Here is a 15712-nt window from a genome sequence, read left to right on the forward strand (position 1 = left end):
GCAGTTCTTAGACGTACATCACTTTACCGTATATCGATAGACCCCCCTACCGATGTTGCCTTGTGCATCCACGCCTTCCACCACCACCCGATAGCTGCCCTTACCATCCGCATTGTAATAATCCAGCTGAACATTGCCCGCTTCGCCCACAACCACGCTGGGGTTCCAATACACCGTTGTACGGACATCATTGACCGCACGCCGATCCGGGGTATCATACTTTGGCACGTAAAATTTACGTTCCTTGACGTATCCAAGTGGTGTAAGGTCGATAATGTTGCTTTTAGGCAATAGGCTTTCGATTTGGCTGAGAGACATCCGGGGGCCTTTTTCCTGCTTTTTGGTGGTGTATATCGATACCACACCGTTGTTTTGGTACATCCGGCTCACCGTGCCCAGCTCGTCCCGCAGGAAGATTTCAATCCCTTCAACCTCGGCAGGCATGATGCCATTCAGTGAAGGGACGTCCATGGCCATACCATTCACAAAAAACTGAACCGGAATACGCCCACCTGCATTGTAATCACGTGTGATATAAAACAGCTGCTGCTGCGAATCATAGGTGACCCCTGTAAGCACCGTTTGGAGGCACATCAGCAGGTTGTTGCAACCCTTCAGCCGGTCGGCGGTAATCTGGTGATCAGCCATACCCAATCCCGAAATAGCGGAATAGTCCTTATGCGAAAACGTTGGGCCTGCAGAGGCCGTCACTTCCACTTCCTCCAACAATATAGACGTCCGGTATTCGTTTCGGCTATTGTCGAGATAAGCGGCTATTGCCTTATCAATATTCAATTCATCATTAGCCCGGTAAGCCGTACTATCAATACCTGGAAATTGCGTAGGATCCACAGTAATAACCATGTTGCGGTAATCATCATTACCCCGTGCGTTGATGGTCACGCGTGAGGAGTCGGTAAATACCAGTTCCTTAAAAAGGAAGCGTCCGCTTTCATCGGTGTACGTATCTTTACGGAAACTCTTGTCAGGAATGGAAAGCAACAACCCACCATTAACTACCGGTTTTCCGTTATTGAGCCGCAAAACACCGGATAGCTCAATACCCTGTTCGGGCAAAAAGTGCACTTGTGGATAATTATCTGCCAGCACATCACTATACGAAAACCTACGATAACCTTGAGTGAGTAATAGCGCATCAAGCGCTTCACGCTTTTGCTTATCGGCCTGATTAAAGAAGTAATTGGGTTCTTCCACATAACCCTTGAGATCCGAAGTGAGCAGTAGATTGCTCAGGATGGTAGTCTCTTTGTCTTCATCATAAGGTACCTTCGTTTCATCCACCACTGCTACCGAATAGTTCCCCGCTGTCGCCGTATCGTTGTTGCTTACATTCAATGCCAGTTTGACCAGTTGCTTGGCCGCGTATTCATTTTGGTCACTGCTGATGGCAATGTCAAGCGGTTTAATATTTTCCACAAAAACCAACCGCTCGCTTACGGGCCTTCCCGACGAAGTGAAGAGGGTAAGCTGGGCAATCCCTGTCGGGAAACGCGATACGGGCAAATTGACCAAGACCGACTCATTCCGCAGGGCAGCCTGTGCGGCATAGCAAAGGATGCCGTTGGCTTGGGCAATCAGGTAAAATGCTTTACCCTTGTTGGCCGCAAAAAAGCGATCATTGGACATAAGGGCCAGTTGCAGCTGGGCACTGTCGGATTTTAGCACCGTCACATTAATTCCCTGATCAACAACGGCAGGCAACGGATAGCTGCGTGTTTCACCGTTTTCAAAGGTAAGATTAGCCGTATACGTATTACCCGCTTCCGGGATCATCGTAAAATATCCCATTCCTTTATGGATATCTGCGATGGACGCGATTTCGACACCCGCTTGGTCTACCACATTCCCTTTCACCGACAATCCCCGCCCATCGCTCCCCAACGCTTTGAAAGCTACCTTTTTTGCCAATCCTGCAATGAAGTCGCCTCCCTCCGGAAAAAACTGTACGTCCGCATCCCAAAGTGCCACCGACAACGAGAAAGCGCCCGTCATTGGAGCAGCGCTGCCCCCGGATTCCACAGAGACATGCAGGTTGCCCTTTTTCAGCAATTCCCTGTCCTTCCCGTTGATATTGATGATGACATTGCCCACCGCATCGGTTTGGCCTTTGCCGTCATCAATGGCTTCCCAGCCCGCTACCGCAGCCCATGTGAGTTTGCGGTTTCCCAAGGGTTTACCTTCCCTGTCTTTAAATTGCAAGACAGCCTGTGCCCGCGCATTCTTACCGTTGCTTACATCGTTGAATGTAAGGGTATAATGAAGATTATTATTAAGCACGTCGCCTATCGGCACGATTTTATTGAAAAAATAGGTAGGATCAAAGTTGACCATCCATTTCGTGTAAGCCCTAAAACGATAATTGCCCTGCGTATACCATTCTTGATCGAGCACGAGATGGCCATTTCCCACATGGTCCGTCAGCGGAATACGCAGGGTCTGCATCAATGAATCTTTACCGTTCATGACCTCCATATAAACCACTTTGCTTAGATCGTAATTGTACATATTACTGGTCAGGTAGGTTTTGAACCATAGGGTATCCCCTACCGCATAGTAGGGTTTATCAAAATGTACGTGCACTTTTTCTATTGGATAGGATTCGAGCAGTTTCTGCGTCTTCTCGACAACCGTGTTGATGCTGAGGCTATCTTGCTGGCCGAATACGGGTATGGAATAACAATAGCTAAAAAAAGAAAAACAAAATAATTTAATAATACGGTTCATTCCCATCCTGTTTAGAATCAATCAGCGGCTAAGATATCTTTTTTCGGCTGCTTATGCCAAAAGATAGTATAATTTTAACATTTAAAATACCGTTTACAACAGCGGCGCTAACAGCCTACATACCGAATCGAGCCCACGTTTCCAACTCGGTCGCTTTAGCCAATCGTCCAGTGTTATTGGTATGCTGTCCAACTTATCGATGTTGAATTGGCTTTGCAGTTGCTGGCAGAGATCCTGATCGCTGACGATGGCACTCACCTCAAAATTGATGTAAAAACTGCGGATATCCAGGTTGACTGTGCCAACGTACGCAAGCTTTCCATCAATACAGATGGTCTTAGCATGCATTAGCCCTTTTTTATAGAGATAGACCGATATCCCCCTTTCCAATAAAGGTTTCAGAAAGGAAAATGAAGCATGCTGCACAATGAATGCGTCCGATTGAACCGGCAGCATCAGCTCAACCTTCACTCCCGATCCGGCAGCCAGCTGAAGTGCCGTGCTCAATTCGTCGCTCGGTATAAAATATGGGGTGCATAATTGGATGGACATTTCAGCTTCCGCTATTCCAATCAACATGGCTTCCATGTTGAACGGCCCAACGGAGCCGGGGTCGCTGAAAGCAAAGCTCACCGCAGCCGTACCAGACGGATTTACCGGAGCCGTATAAAAATAGCCGTCGCGAAGGTTGAAAGGTTGCCCATTGGCCAAATGCCAGTTCATCCAAAACTGCGTTTGGAGGACATTTACCGCTTCACCCTGAATCTTTAGTGTTGTATCCCGCCAGAATAATCCATGCTTGCCATTATTGATATACCGATCACTGATGTTGATCCCTCCTACAAATGCCGTATGGCTATCAATGATGGCTATTTTACGATGATTCCGGTAATTACTATCGGCTAGCGAAGCAAAGCCAACAGGCATAAACGAAACAAGCTGAATACCCATTTTGGCAAGCCGCTTCCGTCGCCTCCTAAGCCTTGGCGATCCGAACGCATCCACCACAACCCGCACAGCTACACCGGCCAGGGCCTTCTGCTCAAGCAGGGAAATGATTTCACCACCGATATCATCAGGCTCAAAAATGTAATACTCCAAATGAATATGGTGCTGGGCTTCGCGGACGGCAGCAATGAGTTCCGGGAATTTCTGCTCACCATTGATCAATAATGTGACCTCATTGTGTAGCGATGGCGGTGCAACACGTTGATTTTTCAGGAAGGTGAATACACGGCTGAGTGGACCAATCGCCTGTTTTAGTGTCTGTAGGTTTTCATCCATGATGGGATTCAGTCTATCCCAGACGCGTAGCAAACGAACATGTTTCTCCCTGTTTTGATTCCTGAAAACCTGTATCTTCTTGAATTTCTGTCCAAAAAGATAATAGATAACGACCCCGACCACTGGCAAAAAAACAATGACCATAACCCACGCAATGGTTTTTGTGGGATTGCGGTTCTCAATAAGGATGGTCGCAATAATGGCCAAGTATATCAAAAGAAGCGGCACCCAATACCACTGATACGTGAAAGCCCCTATCTGATGAAGCGTTTGTGTCATAAACGGTCCTGCATCTTGAATGCATGACCAAACTTAAGGATTCCCCGTGAGATTCGCTACTTTTTGTTCCACAGCCGTAATGACCTCTTCCATGAAATCTACGTGATGGAATTCGCTTGCATGGATAAGCCCACCGGGACTAAAGACGTTGATCTCCATAAGTTTATCGCCTACAATATCCAAACCTACCAAAAACATACCGTCTTCTCTCAATAATGGCCCGATGGTTTCGACGATCGTTTTCATTTCCTTGTTCATCGTGGCTCGCTTGGCCTGTCCGCCTTGGTGGATATTGCTCCTGATTTCCCCAGCCTGCTGCACGCGATGGATGGCGGCAACCTTGCCTTCTTTCATCAACGGTTGCCCTTCCATTAAAAACAAGCGCGTATCCCCATTTTTTGCAGCAGGCAGGTATTCCTGTGCGATCACAAAGCCATCGCGGCAGATGGCCTCCACAATCTGTTTACGGTTCTTTTCCTCTTTTTTATCGAGCAGGAATACATTTTTTCCACCGGATCCTTTCAGCGGCTTGAGGATGATCCGGTGCTTTTGTGCCTGGTAAAACGCTTCCACATCAGCCATGTTGCGGGTGACGATAGTCTGTGGCCGAACAGACTCCGGAAAATATTGCAGGTAGATTTTGTTAGACGCTCTTACTAATCCGTCCGGATTGTTAAGCACCAATACCCCTTGTTTGCTGGCCAGTTGGCCAAACAACACGCCGGCATCCTGTGCCCAGGGCCGCTTTTCCATGTCCACAGCCGGATCATTCCGCAACCACATAACATGCCACTCCGCAGAGCTTACCAATTGCTTTTCAACACCGATCACGGCCTCCAAGAACGTGTGCAACGATCGAAACTCGCGATCCGGCACTTTGCGGCAATGTGCTCCCACATACCCATCGGATAAATATACCAAATCCCCTATACCTACATAGTAAACGGTGTGGCCTCGCCGATGGGCTTCAAAAGCTAGTGCCGTGGTCGTGTAGCCCGGCGATTCTTTACGTACTTGATTGACGACGAATGTAATGGTCATATTGTTTTCGCTGTTTTATGTTTTTTGCTGTAGGTAGAGGCTGTAAGCTGTAGGCTTGTTGCCCACAGCTACCCTATCATTTTGAATACGCTACCATCTTTTTTAATATCATTAATTTTTTTGATATAGGGTTTTTCCAAAAACTTTGGCCGTAAAGGGAGCGGTTTCAGCAACCGCCGATGCATCAACTCTTCAATGATGGGAAGGTAATCCTGTCTTATTTTGCCCACCAATAAATGTGCAATATCCTTCCCTTGTTTGACATACTCGATGACATTGAGCAACCCTTTGAGGTAGACCGCATCTTTGGTCAGCCCACCACCCCGGTAAACGCGCATGGCAATATAAAAGGCGGCTTCAGGCTTAAATAGGTATTTGTCTACAAGAAGGCCAAAAGTATCCGCGAAAGGATTTCCAGCCAGCATGTGGTGAACGGTTATTACGCGGGCGGCAAGTGTCCGCATCCGCTGATTGGTAAGTCCTCCGGTCATGTATTCGCTGAGCACGGCAAGCCCTTCCTGAAGCTGCTCGTAACCCGGCACGCCTACATAAAAAAGTTTGAAGGGCTGTGCCATCCCATTATAATAAGTGGCCACATGCGTACCCACCTCGTGCTGAAGCAATGAAAAAGCCCTGTCTTTTGATATCCGGTAGCGGGAGCCGATATTCAGCGTGCCACGGGACACCATGACGCCCTCCACGTCATCCCGGACACGTACGGCTGTGGATACCGGATCATACTGCTGTTTCAGGTATTCCAGTTCACCCTTTGCCAACTCCGCAAATGCATATGCATCCAGCATTTCGTTTTCCACAGGCGGGCGCTGCGGTTCTGAGGCTACCAATATCGCACTTGCAATATCAAGTAAACTTTCTTCTACCTTACCAAAAACTTGCTGGCTGCTATACATGAAATCAGGCTTCTCCCTGTCGCTAAGCATATTGAGCATGCGATCGATCTCGTTGCGCTTGTCCCGAAAGAGGTAGGCGATGGTCGGATCCATGATATCCTCAATAGGCAGGTTGTACAACTTACGCTTGATAAGCTCGGGGTCTATCGGCATGGGTCGATAGTGAAATACCGGGTTCTTACGGTATTTGCTTTTCGAAAAACTTTCCCAGGCCTCTTGCGCATTGATTGGTGTCACCAATAGCAGGAAATCGAATTGGTTGCTGTATTCTGCCAATTTTTCATCCATTTTCCACACATCTTCATGCAGCTCCGTGGTGCCCAACATTTCGAAATGTGCGGCACTATAAGACGTCTTTATCCGTATAAACTCAAAAAAGCTTTTCCGCAACGCTTTTCCGAAGTTTTCGCGCAATTCGCGCAGAAACAAAGGATACGGTGTGCCCGTTTGTTGGTTAATATAAAAAGGCGCAATCTCCAGTCCGATAAGAATAATCTCGCGCTTCCGTGCTTCTTCAATGCTAAACACTTCACGATAATAAGGTGGGGCCGGAACTTTTTTACTTTTCTCAAGCGCTATATCGATCCCTTGTGTCTGGTACAGTTGGATGTGTTGCAATTCAAGTTGCAATTTCTCGGTCACGGCCAATGCACTTTTCTGACAGATATGGATGGTGAAAGGAGATGCATCCATACGGGCTGACAACCAGACCTCCAGCAGCATAAATCCCCCGAATTTGTCTGCCATCGCATTGGCAATAGCCCGGATAATGGGGGTGACCGCGCATGCCGGCGTATCAGGAGCTACCAGATAAGCCGACTCCGTTTTTCCCAATGTCGAGGTAAAAGCGTCTTCCCCATCCGGCGGGACACGATAAACCAATAGATAAGGAACCGGCCTATCGATGTGAAGTTCACCCTCACAAGGCAAATTGGCGTGCAAGGGACTACCTTTTTTGAGTTTATCAAGGATACGTTGGACGTATTTTTTGGTATCAGAAGCCATTCGGATATGCAGATTTAGTTGGCGTGTCCAATAAGTCTAATAGAAACGGTATACACCCATGGAGCATGGATCTAATGTGATTGAGGTGTGTCCTATCCACTCTGCCGGTCCATTCGTCCATGAATGTCTTTTTAAACTCCAATGACAATACACAGCCATACTCACCGAAATTGTGGTTTATCCATTCAGAAAATGCGCCGCCTTTAAATTTTACATTCTCCCTCACATCCGGAAACCGCCCCAAAATATGATGATGGGAAAGAAACCTAACCATACAATGTCCCAGTGATTTCCACCTATCCCAATTATGGGCCGTCCCGATATTGATTTCCGGATGTTCGCCGATACTCGCCGACTTCATTGGATGCTCCCGGCGGTGATTGTAGCTATGAATATCCAAAACCACAAATTTTCCAAATTCTGCTATCGTCCATTCCAGCAACTCGGCCATATCCGCATAAAACTGATCATAGCCCTCCAATAGCTGGGCCACGATGATTTCCGGCAATGCTGGCTTCCAGACGGTCAACCCCCAAGCATCTTCCGGTTTGCGATACACGGCCTGTTCGCGTCGTCGGTTCAGATCGGTTTGAAACCTTGAAGTCCCCACGATAATCCGGCTTACCGGCAAATCCGCCATATCACCCGTATAGGGATCTTCTTCCCGAAAACGTTCATGTTCCTGCAAACACATGTATTCATTTAACGGCAAAGCAAGCCGGTGACCATCGTGGATAGCTGTTACGATAAGAGGCGTTTGTTCCCGGTGTATGGTGTAAACCAATTCCATTTGGAATCATAAACACCGATGCGGAGCAAATGTTTTCTTCACCTACTTTGGCATACAATCTGAAATTCATTAAGCAACCGCATATGCTCAGCATCGCGGGACATGCATTTTTTATAATCACTAGTAACAGATACTACAGCAACAAAATCAACAAGTATGAACACCTCCATCAGATTAAAAATTAAAACACTAATAATAAGCATTTTACCATTTATTTCATTCATTGGAATTCTCAGTTGCTCCACAGGTTCATCCAAAACCAGCGATAGCGAAAACAATGCTATAGCGCTACCTGTGCAACGTGTAGATACGACGACAGCCACTACAGTCAAGGATTACCTGGGAACGATAGAGGGCAAAGTAAATGTGGAGATACGTCCCCAGGTTGAGGGCATTTTGGAAGAAATTTATGTAGACGAAGGCGCATTTGTAAAGGAAGGGCAAAAACTTTTTAAAATCAATCCCCAGCCTTATCAAGAGGAACTAAACAATGCCCTAGCCAACGAAAATGTGGAGAAAGCAAAATTAGAAAATGCAAAATTAGAAGTGGAGCGGTTGAAGCCCCTGGTTGAAAACGATGTCATCTCTGATGTACGCCTGCGCACCGCAATGTCAGATTATGATGTAGCCAAGGCCTCGCTTGCTCAGGCCTCGGCCGCAGTGGCCAGTGCCCGTATCAACCTGGAATTTACTGCCATCAAAGCACCTGTAAATGGCTTCATTGGCCGCATCCCCAAGCGGGTAGGCAACCTGGTGGGCAAGAGCGATGCATTGACCGAGCTTTCCGATATCAGCGAAGTTTATGTATACTTTGCCATGAGTGAGGCTGATTTTCTCTATTTTCGGAAGAAATATGGCAAGAAGGATTCCACCGAGGTAAATTCGGCAGATACCGCGCAGATTATCCCCAATGTATCACTGATCATGGCCGATGGCACGGTGTATCCAGAAAAGGGTGTCGTAGATGCCATCAACGGCCAAGTAAACCGAACCACCGGGGCTATTAGCTTGCGGGCCACCTTCCCGAATAAAGACAACATGCTTCGCTCTGGCAACACGGGTACGCTTAAGATGGCCGAATACGAACGTGGCGTATTGACCGTCCCGCAAGTGGCCACCACGGAATTACAAGACAAGATTTTCGTCTATATCCTCTCTTCTGACAACAAAGTGAAGCAACAAGCCATCCAAGTGGCCGGAAAAAGCGGCAACCAATACATTGTGCGGGAAGGCATCAAGGCCGGCGATCGCATTGTCCTTTCCGGCTTGGATAAATTATCGGATGGCATGGAAATCAAGCCCCTGACCGTTCCGGCACCATCAGCAGAATAGCGCCTTTGTTGTTAATCCCGCCGTTTAGTGCGTTGCACGAGGCATGCCATGTGCTTGTCTCCGGCAGACTTTTATCATAAAAAATGTACAATGCTCAAGACATTCATCAATAGGCCCGTGTTGGCCACCGTTATTTCCACGTTATTGGTTATCCTCGGGCTGGTATCGATGTGGCAATTGCCCATCACCCGATTCCCGGAAATAGCCCCTCCAAGTGTTACCGTATCTACCTCCTATCCCGGTGCCAATGCCGAAACGGTAGCTGGAGCGGTACTCCTACCCATTGAAGAAGCGATAAATGGTGTGCCGAACATGACGTATATCCGATCGTCTGCAACCAATTCCGGTTCGGGAAACATCACCGTGTTTTTCAAGACAGGCACGGATCCCAACCAAGCGTCAGTCAATGTACAGACGCGTGTTTCTAAGGCAAACTCCCGTATCCCCCCGGAAGTCATTGAATCGGGTATCACGGTAGAACCCCGCCAAAGCGGGATTATCATGACCATCAATGTCTTCAGCAACCATCCGGACACCCTGTACGACGAGACTTTCTTGCAGGCTTATGCCCAGATCAACCTCATGCGCGAACTCGCACGGGTGAGCGGGGTAGGAGAAGTGAGGCGTGTGGGCGCACGCGATTATTCCATCCGCACCTGGTTGAATCCCGAAAAAATGGCCGTATACGGATTGGTTCCGCAGGATGTCCAACAGGCCATCCGTGACCAGAATTTTGAAATCGCACCCGGGAAATTCGGGGAAACTTCCAATGAAGCATTTGAAACCATCCTGCGGCATAAAGGACGGTTCACCTTGCCAGAAGAATTTGAACAAATTGTGATCAAAACCAACGATGATGGTTCGGTATTATACCTAAAAGATATTGCCCGTACCGAGCTTGGGGCTACTAATTTGGGAAGTGACAATAAGGTGAACGGGTATCCGGGACTTACGTTAAATATCCTTCAAACCAGCGGCTCCAACGCCCGTGACATTGACATCCAGATACGCGAAGTGCTGGAACGGCTTTCCCATGATTTTCCGGAGGGTATACAGTATGAAATATCGTATAGCGTACGCGACCAAATCGACGAATCCATCAGCCAGGTGCAGCATACAATCTTTGAAGCATTCCTGCTGGTATTCATCATTGTATTCATCTTTTTGCAAGACTTCCGTTCTACACTCATTCCAGCCATTGCCATTCCAGTATCACTAGTAGGTACCTTCTTCTTCCTCCAGCTTTTCGGATTTTCCATCAACGTACTTACCATGTTTGCCTTGGTGCTGGCCATCGGCATCGTGGTGGATGACGCTATCGTCGTCGTCGAAGCCGTACATCAAAAAATGCATGCCACGAACCTGGGGCCACGGAAAGCGACCATTGCTACCATGGGCGAAATTACCAGCGCTATCGTTTCCATTACCTTGGTGATGGCTGCCGTCTTTTTTCCCGTGGGTTTCATGGGTGGGCCAGCGGGGGTCTTTTTCCAGCAGTTTGCATACACCCTGGCCACAGCTATCCTTATTTCGGCATTAAATGCATTGACACTCACACCGGCATTATGTGCTTTGCTGCTTAAAAAACCAGCACGGCACCAGGCAGTTGCAGATACCCCACGGGCAAACCACAATAAACCCCGTAGGTTGGTATCTCGGTTTTTTGAAGCATTTAATACCGCATTTGCCACGATTACCAATAAATACATTGGTTCGCTACGCTTTTTAATCAACCGGAAAGCCTTCGCCGTTGGCGGGCTCGCAATTGTGACGGCCATCGGCATATGGCTGATGAACCGGACACCGTCAAGCTTTATCCCTACCGAAGACGACAGCTTCGTCACGTACTCGCTTTCCATGCCTCCCGGAGCTTCGCTCGCCCGGACAACTGTTGCACTCGCCAAGGCAGATAGCATATTGAAAAAGCGCGAAGCCATCGCCGGCATGACCACCGTATCCGGTTACAATGCCATCGATGCCAGCGCGAGTTCGGCATTTGCCGTAGGTTATATCAACCTAAAACCCGCTGAAGAAAGGGGGCCTATCCAAGACATCAATGCGGTGATGGACACCATCCGAAGTGACCTCGCCCAAGTCACGGAAGCATCATTCAGTGTTTTCCCAAGACCCACCATACAGGGGTTTGGCGACTTTTCAGGTCTCGAATTTGTACTGCAAGACCGGATGGGCGGCTCCATGTGGGATTTCGGCATGGTGGCAGATACCTTCATGATCGAGCTGGAAAAACGGCCGGAAATCGCCTCCGCATATACGACGTTCAATGCCAATTTTCCGCAATACCTGCTGGAAGTAGATCCTGTGAAAGCCAAAGCTTTGGGAGTAAGCATCAATGACATGATGCGCACGATCCAGGGGTACTACGGCCGTGTAACGGTGAGCGATTTCAACCGCTTCGGCAGGCAGTACCGCCTGTACATGCAGGCCGATTTCGAATACCGGGCCGAGCCGGAATCGTTTAAATCCATCTTTGTTCGGAATGACAACGGCGAAATGGTTCCGGTAAACACCATTGTCAAACTCAAAAAAGTAATGGGTCCCGAAATCGTAAACCGCTATAACTTGTATAATGCCATTGCCGTCAATGCCATACCATCAGATGGGTACAGCACTGGCGAGGCGATGGCAGCCATGGAGGAAGTCGCAGCAGCATACCTACCTGGCAACTACAGCTACGAATGGACTGGCATGAGCTTGGAAGAGCGCCAGTCTGGCAACGAAACGCTTTTGATTTTTGCCTTGAGCATCATCTTTGTTTATTTTCTGCTAGCCGCTCAATATGAAAGCTATATCCTTCCATTGGCCGTCATGCTTTCTGTGCCTGTAGGACTGATCGGCGTCTATACCGCTATTAATTTAGCAGGATTGGAAAACAACATCTATGTACAAGTAGGGCTCATCATGTTAATTGGGCTGTTAGCCAAAAATGCCATTCTTATCGTGGAGTTTGCCTTACAGCAACGCCGCGCCGGACTACGCATTTACGAGTCGGCCATAGAAGGCGCACGCATGCGGCTCCGCCCTATTCTCATGACTTCGCTTGCATTTGTAGCGGGTCTTATCCCGCTGATGTGGACCGTGGGCCCCTCTGCCCAGGGCAACCATTCCATCAGTTTCGGTGCGGCGGGCGGAATGCTCATTGGGGCTACCTTGGGGATATTTATCATCCCTGTGTTGTATGTCATTTTCAAGCACCTTGATGAGTTGGTAAAAAATAAATTGATCATAAAAGCAGAAGACTAATGATAACGTTTATCCGGCAAGCGGGTTTATTCCTAATCGTAGGTTGTATATTGGCATCATCCTGTAAGGTAGGGCGGGACTATGTCCGTCCCGATACGGGGCTCACCCCTACTTTCCGTGGCACAGATACCATTGCGGGCACCGCGGATACCGCCAGCATTGCCGACATTCCTTGGTATGATTTCTTTACCGACAGCATGATGACGATGCTCATTGACAGTGCTATCGCCAACAATTATGATATGCAGACCGCACTAAAGAACATCGAAATTGCCAATCAATCGTTGCGGCAATCGCGTGCTGCCTTTTTTCCAGAGATAGAAGCCCAATTGGGTGGCACCAACCATCAATGGCGGTCGCGTGATTTCTATAGTTCACCCGCTTCGAAATGGTATGGGCGTGATGGTCAGGCTGAACCGTCCGAAAACCTATTCATGTACCAGTCGCAATACATTTCATCCATCAGCATGAGCTGGGAATTGGACATCTGGGGAAAGATGCGCAGGCAAAACGAAAGCGCGCTGGCCGAATACCTGCAAACATTTGAGGCAAAAAAAGCCATACAGACCAGCTTGGTAGCCACCATTGCAGAAGGCTACTACAACCTCCTGATGTTAGACGCGCAGTTAGAAGTTGCACAGCGAAACCTAAGGCTCAACGATAGTACCTTGCAAATCGTCAAACTGCAACGTGATGCAGGGGAAGTCAGCTCCCTGGCCATCCAACAGACGGAGTCGCAAATGTTGGTAGCAGCATCGCTTATTCCCCAATTGGAGCAGGAAATTACCATCCAGGAAAATACATTGATGGCATTAACCGGGCGCATGCCCGATAGCGTTTACCGTTCATCGGCATTGATGGATTGGCGCATGCAGGACACCTACAACGCGGGGGTGCCCCTGCAACTCCTGGCCAACCGCCCCGATGTAAGGCAGGCCGAGCTTGCCCTGCGCGCGGCAAATGCTGATGTGGGCGTAGCCCAAGCATACCGCTACCCAACGCTTACCATTGATGCCTCGGGGGGGCTCAATGCCATGCTTCCCCAAAATTGGTTCAACATCCCCGGTGCATTGTTTGGCGGCATCATCAGCGGCGCTACGCAACCGCTATTCAGCAGGCGGAGGCTCAAAACCCAGCATGAAATTGCAAAGCTGGAACGCGACAAAGCCGAAATCAGCTTCCAGCAAACCGTCATGGAGGCTGTCCATGAAGTAACAAACGCGCTGACCATGATAGCGAAACTCAATGAGCAATACGCCATCGCTGAACGGCGGGTAGCTACCGCACAGCTTGGTGTCAAAAATGCGAACCTGCTCTTTAAAAGCGGGGAAGCCACTTACCTGGAAGTGATCACCGCGCAAAGCAATGCACTCAACAGCGAATTGGATTTGGCAAGTATCAAGCAACAACAGCTCAACGCCAAAGTAGCGCTTTACAGAGCATTGGGTGGCGGATGGAGGTAAACCTAGTTTACCATCGTATTATCTCCTACCTGCTCATCCTTTTTGAGATAGGTCAAAAATGTAGAGGGAGACAACCCGGTGATGTTGCGGAATACCGTAGTAAACTGGCTGTGGGTAGCGAATCCGCACTCCTCCGCCAAATAACTGATTTTATAGTTTAAGTACCGATTGTCCGCTCCTATTTTCGATATGATATAATTAATACGCAGTTCGTTTATGTAGCTATTGAAATCTTTATTTCGGTAATTATTGATAATATAAGACAGGTATTTGGTGTTCGTCTTCATTTTGCCCGCCAATACGGCAATGGAAATATTCCGTTCGGTAAACTGTTGGGACGATTCAAAATGCTCCAATTTTCGCAGCAATTCTTGTTTGGTGCTTTCAGGCATGAGGTCCTTATCTCGATCGGACGACGTCTCTACGGTAGCAGGTACTACAGCCAATGCTTGCGTCCTTGCGCTCCTGAGCCTACTGATCACGTCTTTGTACCGGCGCTGATTTTTCCGTTGCCTGCGGATATACATCCCCATGCTCAGTCCGGCCAACACGATAAAGGCAGCAGCCGCAATGCCTAACATCCGGTTCGTAGCTGATAGCTCAAGAACCTTCTGCTGAATACGCGCTAAAATATTATCGGCATATTTCCGATGCCTGGCTGCATCGTCGCCGATTTCCCTGAGGTATTTTTCATTATACTGATGATATCCTTCTTCATTGCCCGTAAGTTGATGATAATGCGCGAGGTTTTTATACACACTGATTTTGAGGTTGGGGAATCCACTTGCCTCAGCGATGGCTAATGCGCGTTGAAAACATGAATCTGCTAACCCATATTGCTGTTTGGCAAGATGCACCCTGCCCAGTCCATCATAAATAAACCCCTTCATTGGCGTCTCCGCTTCAGACGCCCTGCGTTCAAGCACTAAAGCGCGCTCATAATAGAATTTTGCAGAATCGATAGCACCCAATTCCATATGGCATAAGCCAAGCCGCTCGTCGTTTTGTGCCAAGGCAAAATGCCTGATCGTGCTGTCCGCAAGATTAATAAAAAACAGATCCGCTCGTTTGAAATGAGCTATCGCTTCATGATATTGTTTTTCCGCCAGTGCATAAAAGCCCAATTCCTGAAAACATTGCCCCTTAAATTGGTTAACCACCTCAGGATTATCCACTTTTTCGATGGCCCTCAACCCCTTTTCCACATATTGCTTACCTGCACTGAATAAACCAGTTTCGCGATGTTGCGTAGAGAGGACGCCGCAGATACGTGCCTGCCATGCATGATTAGTTGTCCGTTCGGCTATCCGCTCGGCTTTGATGGCATAGTGGATGGAAGAATCCCGGTTAGACATCCGATGAAACATATCAGAAATGAGCATCAATGACCGGATTTTTTGAATATCACTACCTGCCACCCGATAAAGTGAGTCAGCCGCCTCCAAAGCAACGTTTATATCTTCACTGGCTGTATGCATATAGATATGCATGAACGCCCGGTTAAAGTCTTCTTCGGGTGATTGGGAAAATAAGTAAGTGACTGTAAACAAACAGGTAATCGCGATCAGAAATTGTTTCATCAGGCTGCTTATTGCGGCACA

9 protein-coding genes are annotated in these 15712 nt (G+C 48.1%); 3 read left to right on the plus strand and 6 right to left on the minus strand.

Annotated features, from left to right (window positions below; all coding sequences use genetic code 11):
- Positions 1-18 precede the first annotated feature (18 nt).
- From BMW65_RS06820 to BMW65_RS06840, 5 genes are all read right to left on the minus strand, one after another.
- Positions 19-2745: a carboxypeptidase-like regulatory domain-containing protein gene (locus tag BMW65_RS06820; protein WP_090603880.1), complete on the minus strand. Its 2727-nt coding sequence runs from the start codon at positions 2743-2745 to the stop codon at positions 19-21.
- A 93-nt stretch (positions 2746-2838) separates the two neighbouring features.
- Positions 2839-4308, minus strand: coding sequence for a cardiolipin synthase (gene cls / locus BMW65_RS06825; protein ID WP_090603884.1), 1470 nt, complete (start codon positions 4306-4308; stop codon positions 2839-2841).
- A 33-nt stretch (positions 4309-4341) separates the two neighbouring features.
- Complete coding sequence (locus BMW65_RS06830) at positions 4342-5349, minus strand: ATP-grasp domain-containing protein (protein WP_090603886.1); 1008 nt, start codon at positions 5347-5349, stop codon at positions 4342-4344.
- Between the two features lie 68 nt (positions 5350-5417).
- Complete coding sequence (locus BMW65_RS06835; RefSeq protein WP_090603888.1) at positions 5418-7265, minus strand: peptidase MATCAP family protein; 1848 nt, start codon at positions 7263-7265, stop codon at positions 5418-5420.
- The gene (locus tag BMW65_RS06840) at positions 7255-8055 is read right to left on the minus strand and encodes an N-formylglutamate amidohydrolase (RefSeq protein ID WP_090603890.1); all 801 of its coding nucleotides are present in this window, start codon (positions 8053-8055) and stop codon (positions 7255-7257) included. The genes BMW65_RS06835 and BMW65_RS06840 overlap by 11 nt, the downstream gene beginning before the upstream one ends.
- Before the next feature lie 156 nt (positions 8056-8211).
- On the opposite strand from BMW65_RS06840, the gene BMW65_RS06845 reads away from it, so the two are divergent.
- From BMW65_RS06845 to BMW65_RS06855, 3 genes are all read left to right on the plus strand, one after another.
- Positions 8212-9387 (plus strand): efflux RND transporter periplasmic adaptor subunit, encoded by a 1176-nt coding sequence (locus tag BMW65_RS06845; RefSeq protein ID WP_090603892.1) that lies wholly within the window; start codon positions 8212-8214, stop codon positions 9385-9387.
- A gap of 90 nt (positions 9388-9477) precedes the next feature.
- Positions 9478-12648, plus strand: a complete 3171-nt coding sequence (locus tag BMW65_RS06850; RefSeq protein WP_090603894.1) for an efflux RND transporter permease subunit — start codon at positions 9478-9480, stop codon at positions 12646-12648.
- Positions 12648-14111: an efflux transporter outer membrane subunit gene (locus BMW65_RS06855; RefSeq protein WP_090603896.1), complete on the plus strand. Its 1464-nt coding sequence runs from the start codon at positions 12648-12650 to the stop codon at positions 14109-14111. The genes BMW65_RS06850 and BMW65_RS06855 overlap by 1 nt, the downstream gene beginning before the upstream one ends.
- Before the next feature lie 2 nt (positions 14112-14113).
- Here BMW65_RS06855 and BMW65_RS06860 read toward each other — a convergent pair whose 3' ends face one another.
- Positions 14114-15691: a helix-turn-helix domain-containing protein gene (locus BMW65_RS06860; protein WP_090603898.1), complete on the minus strand. Its 1578-nt coding sequence runs from the start codon at positions 15689-15691 to the stop codon at positions 14114-14116.
- Positions 15692-15712 lie beyond the last annotated feature (21 nt).

This window comes from Parapedobacter koreensis, assembly GCF_900109365.1.
Classification (GTDB): domain Bacteria; phylum Bacteroidota; class Bacteroidia; order Sphingobacteriales; family Sphingobacteriaceae; genus Parapedobacter; species Parapedobacter koreensis.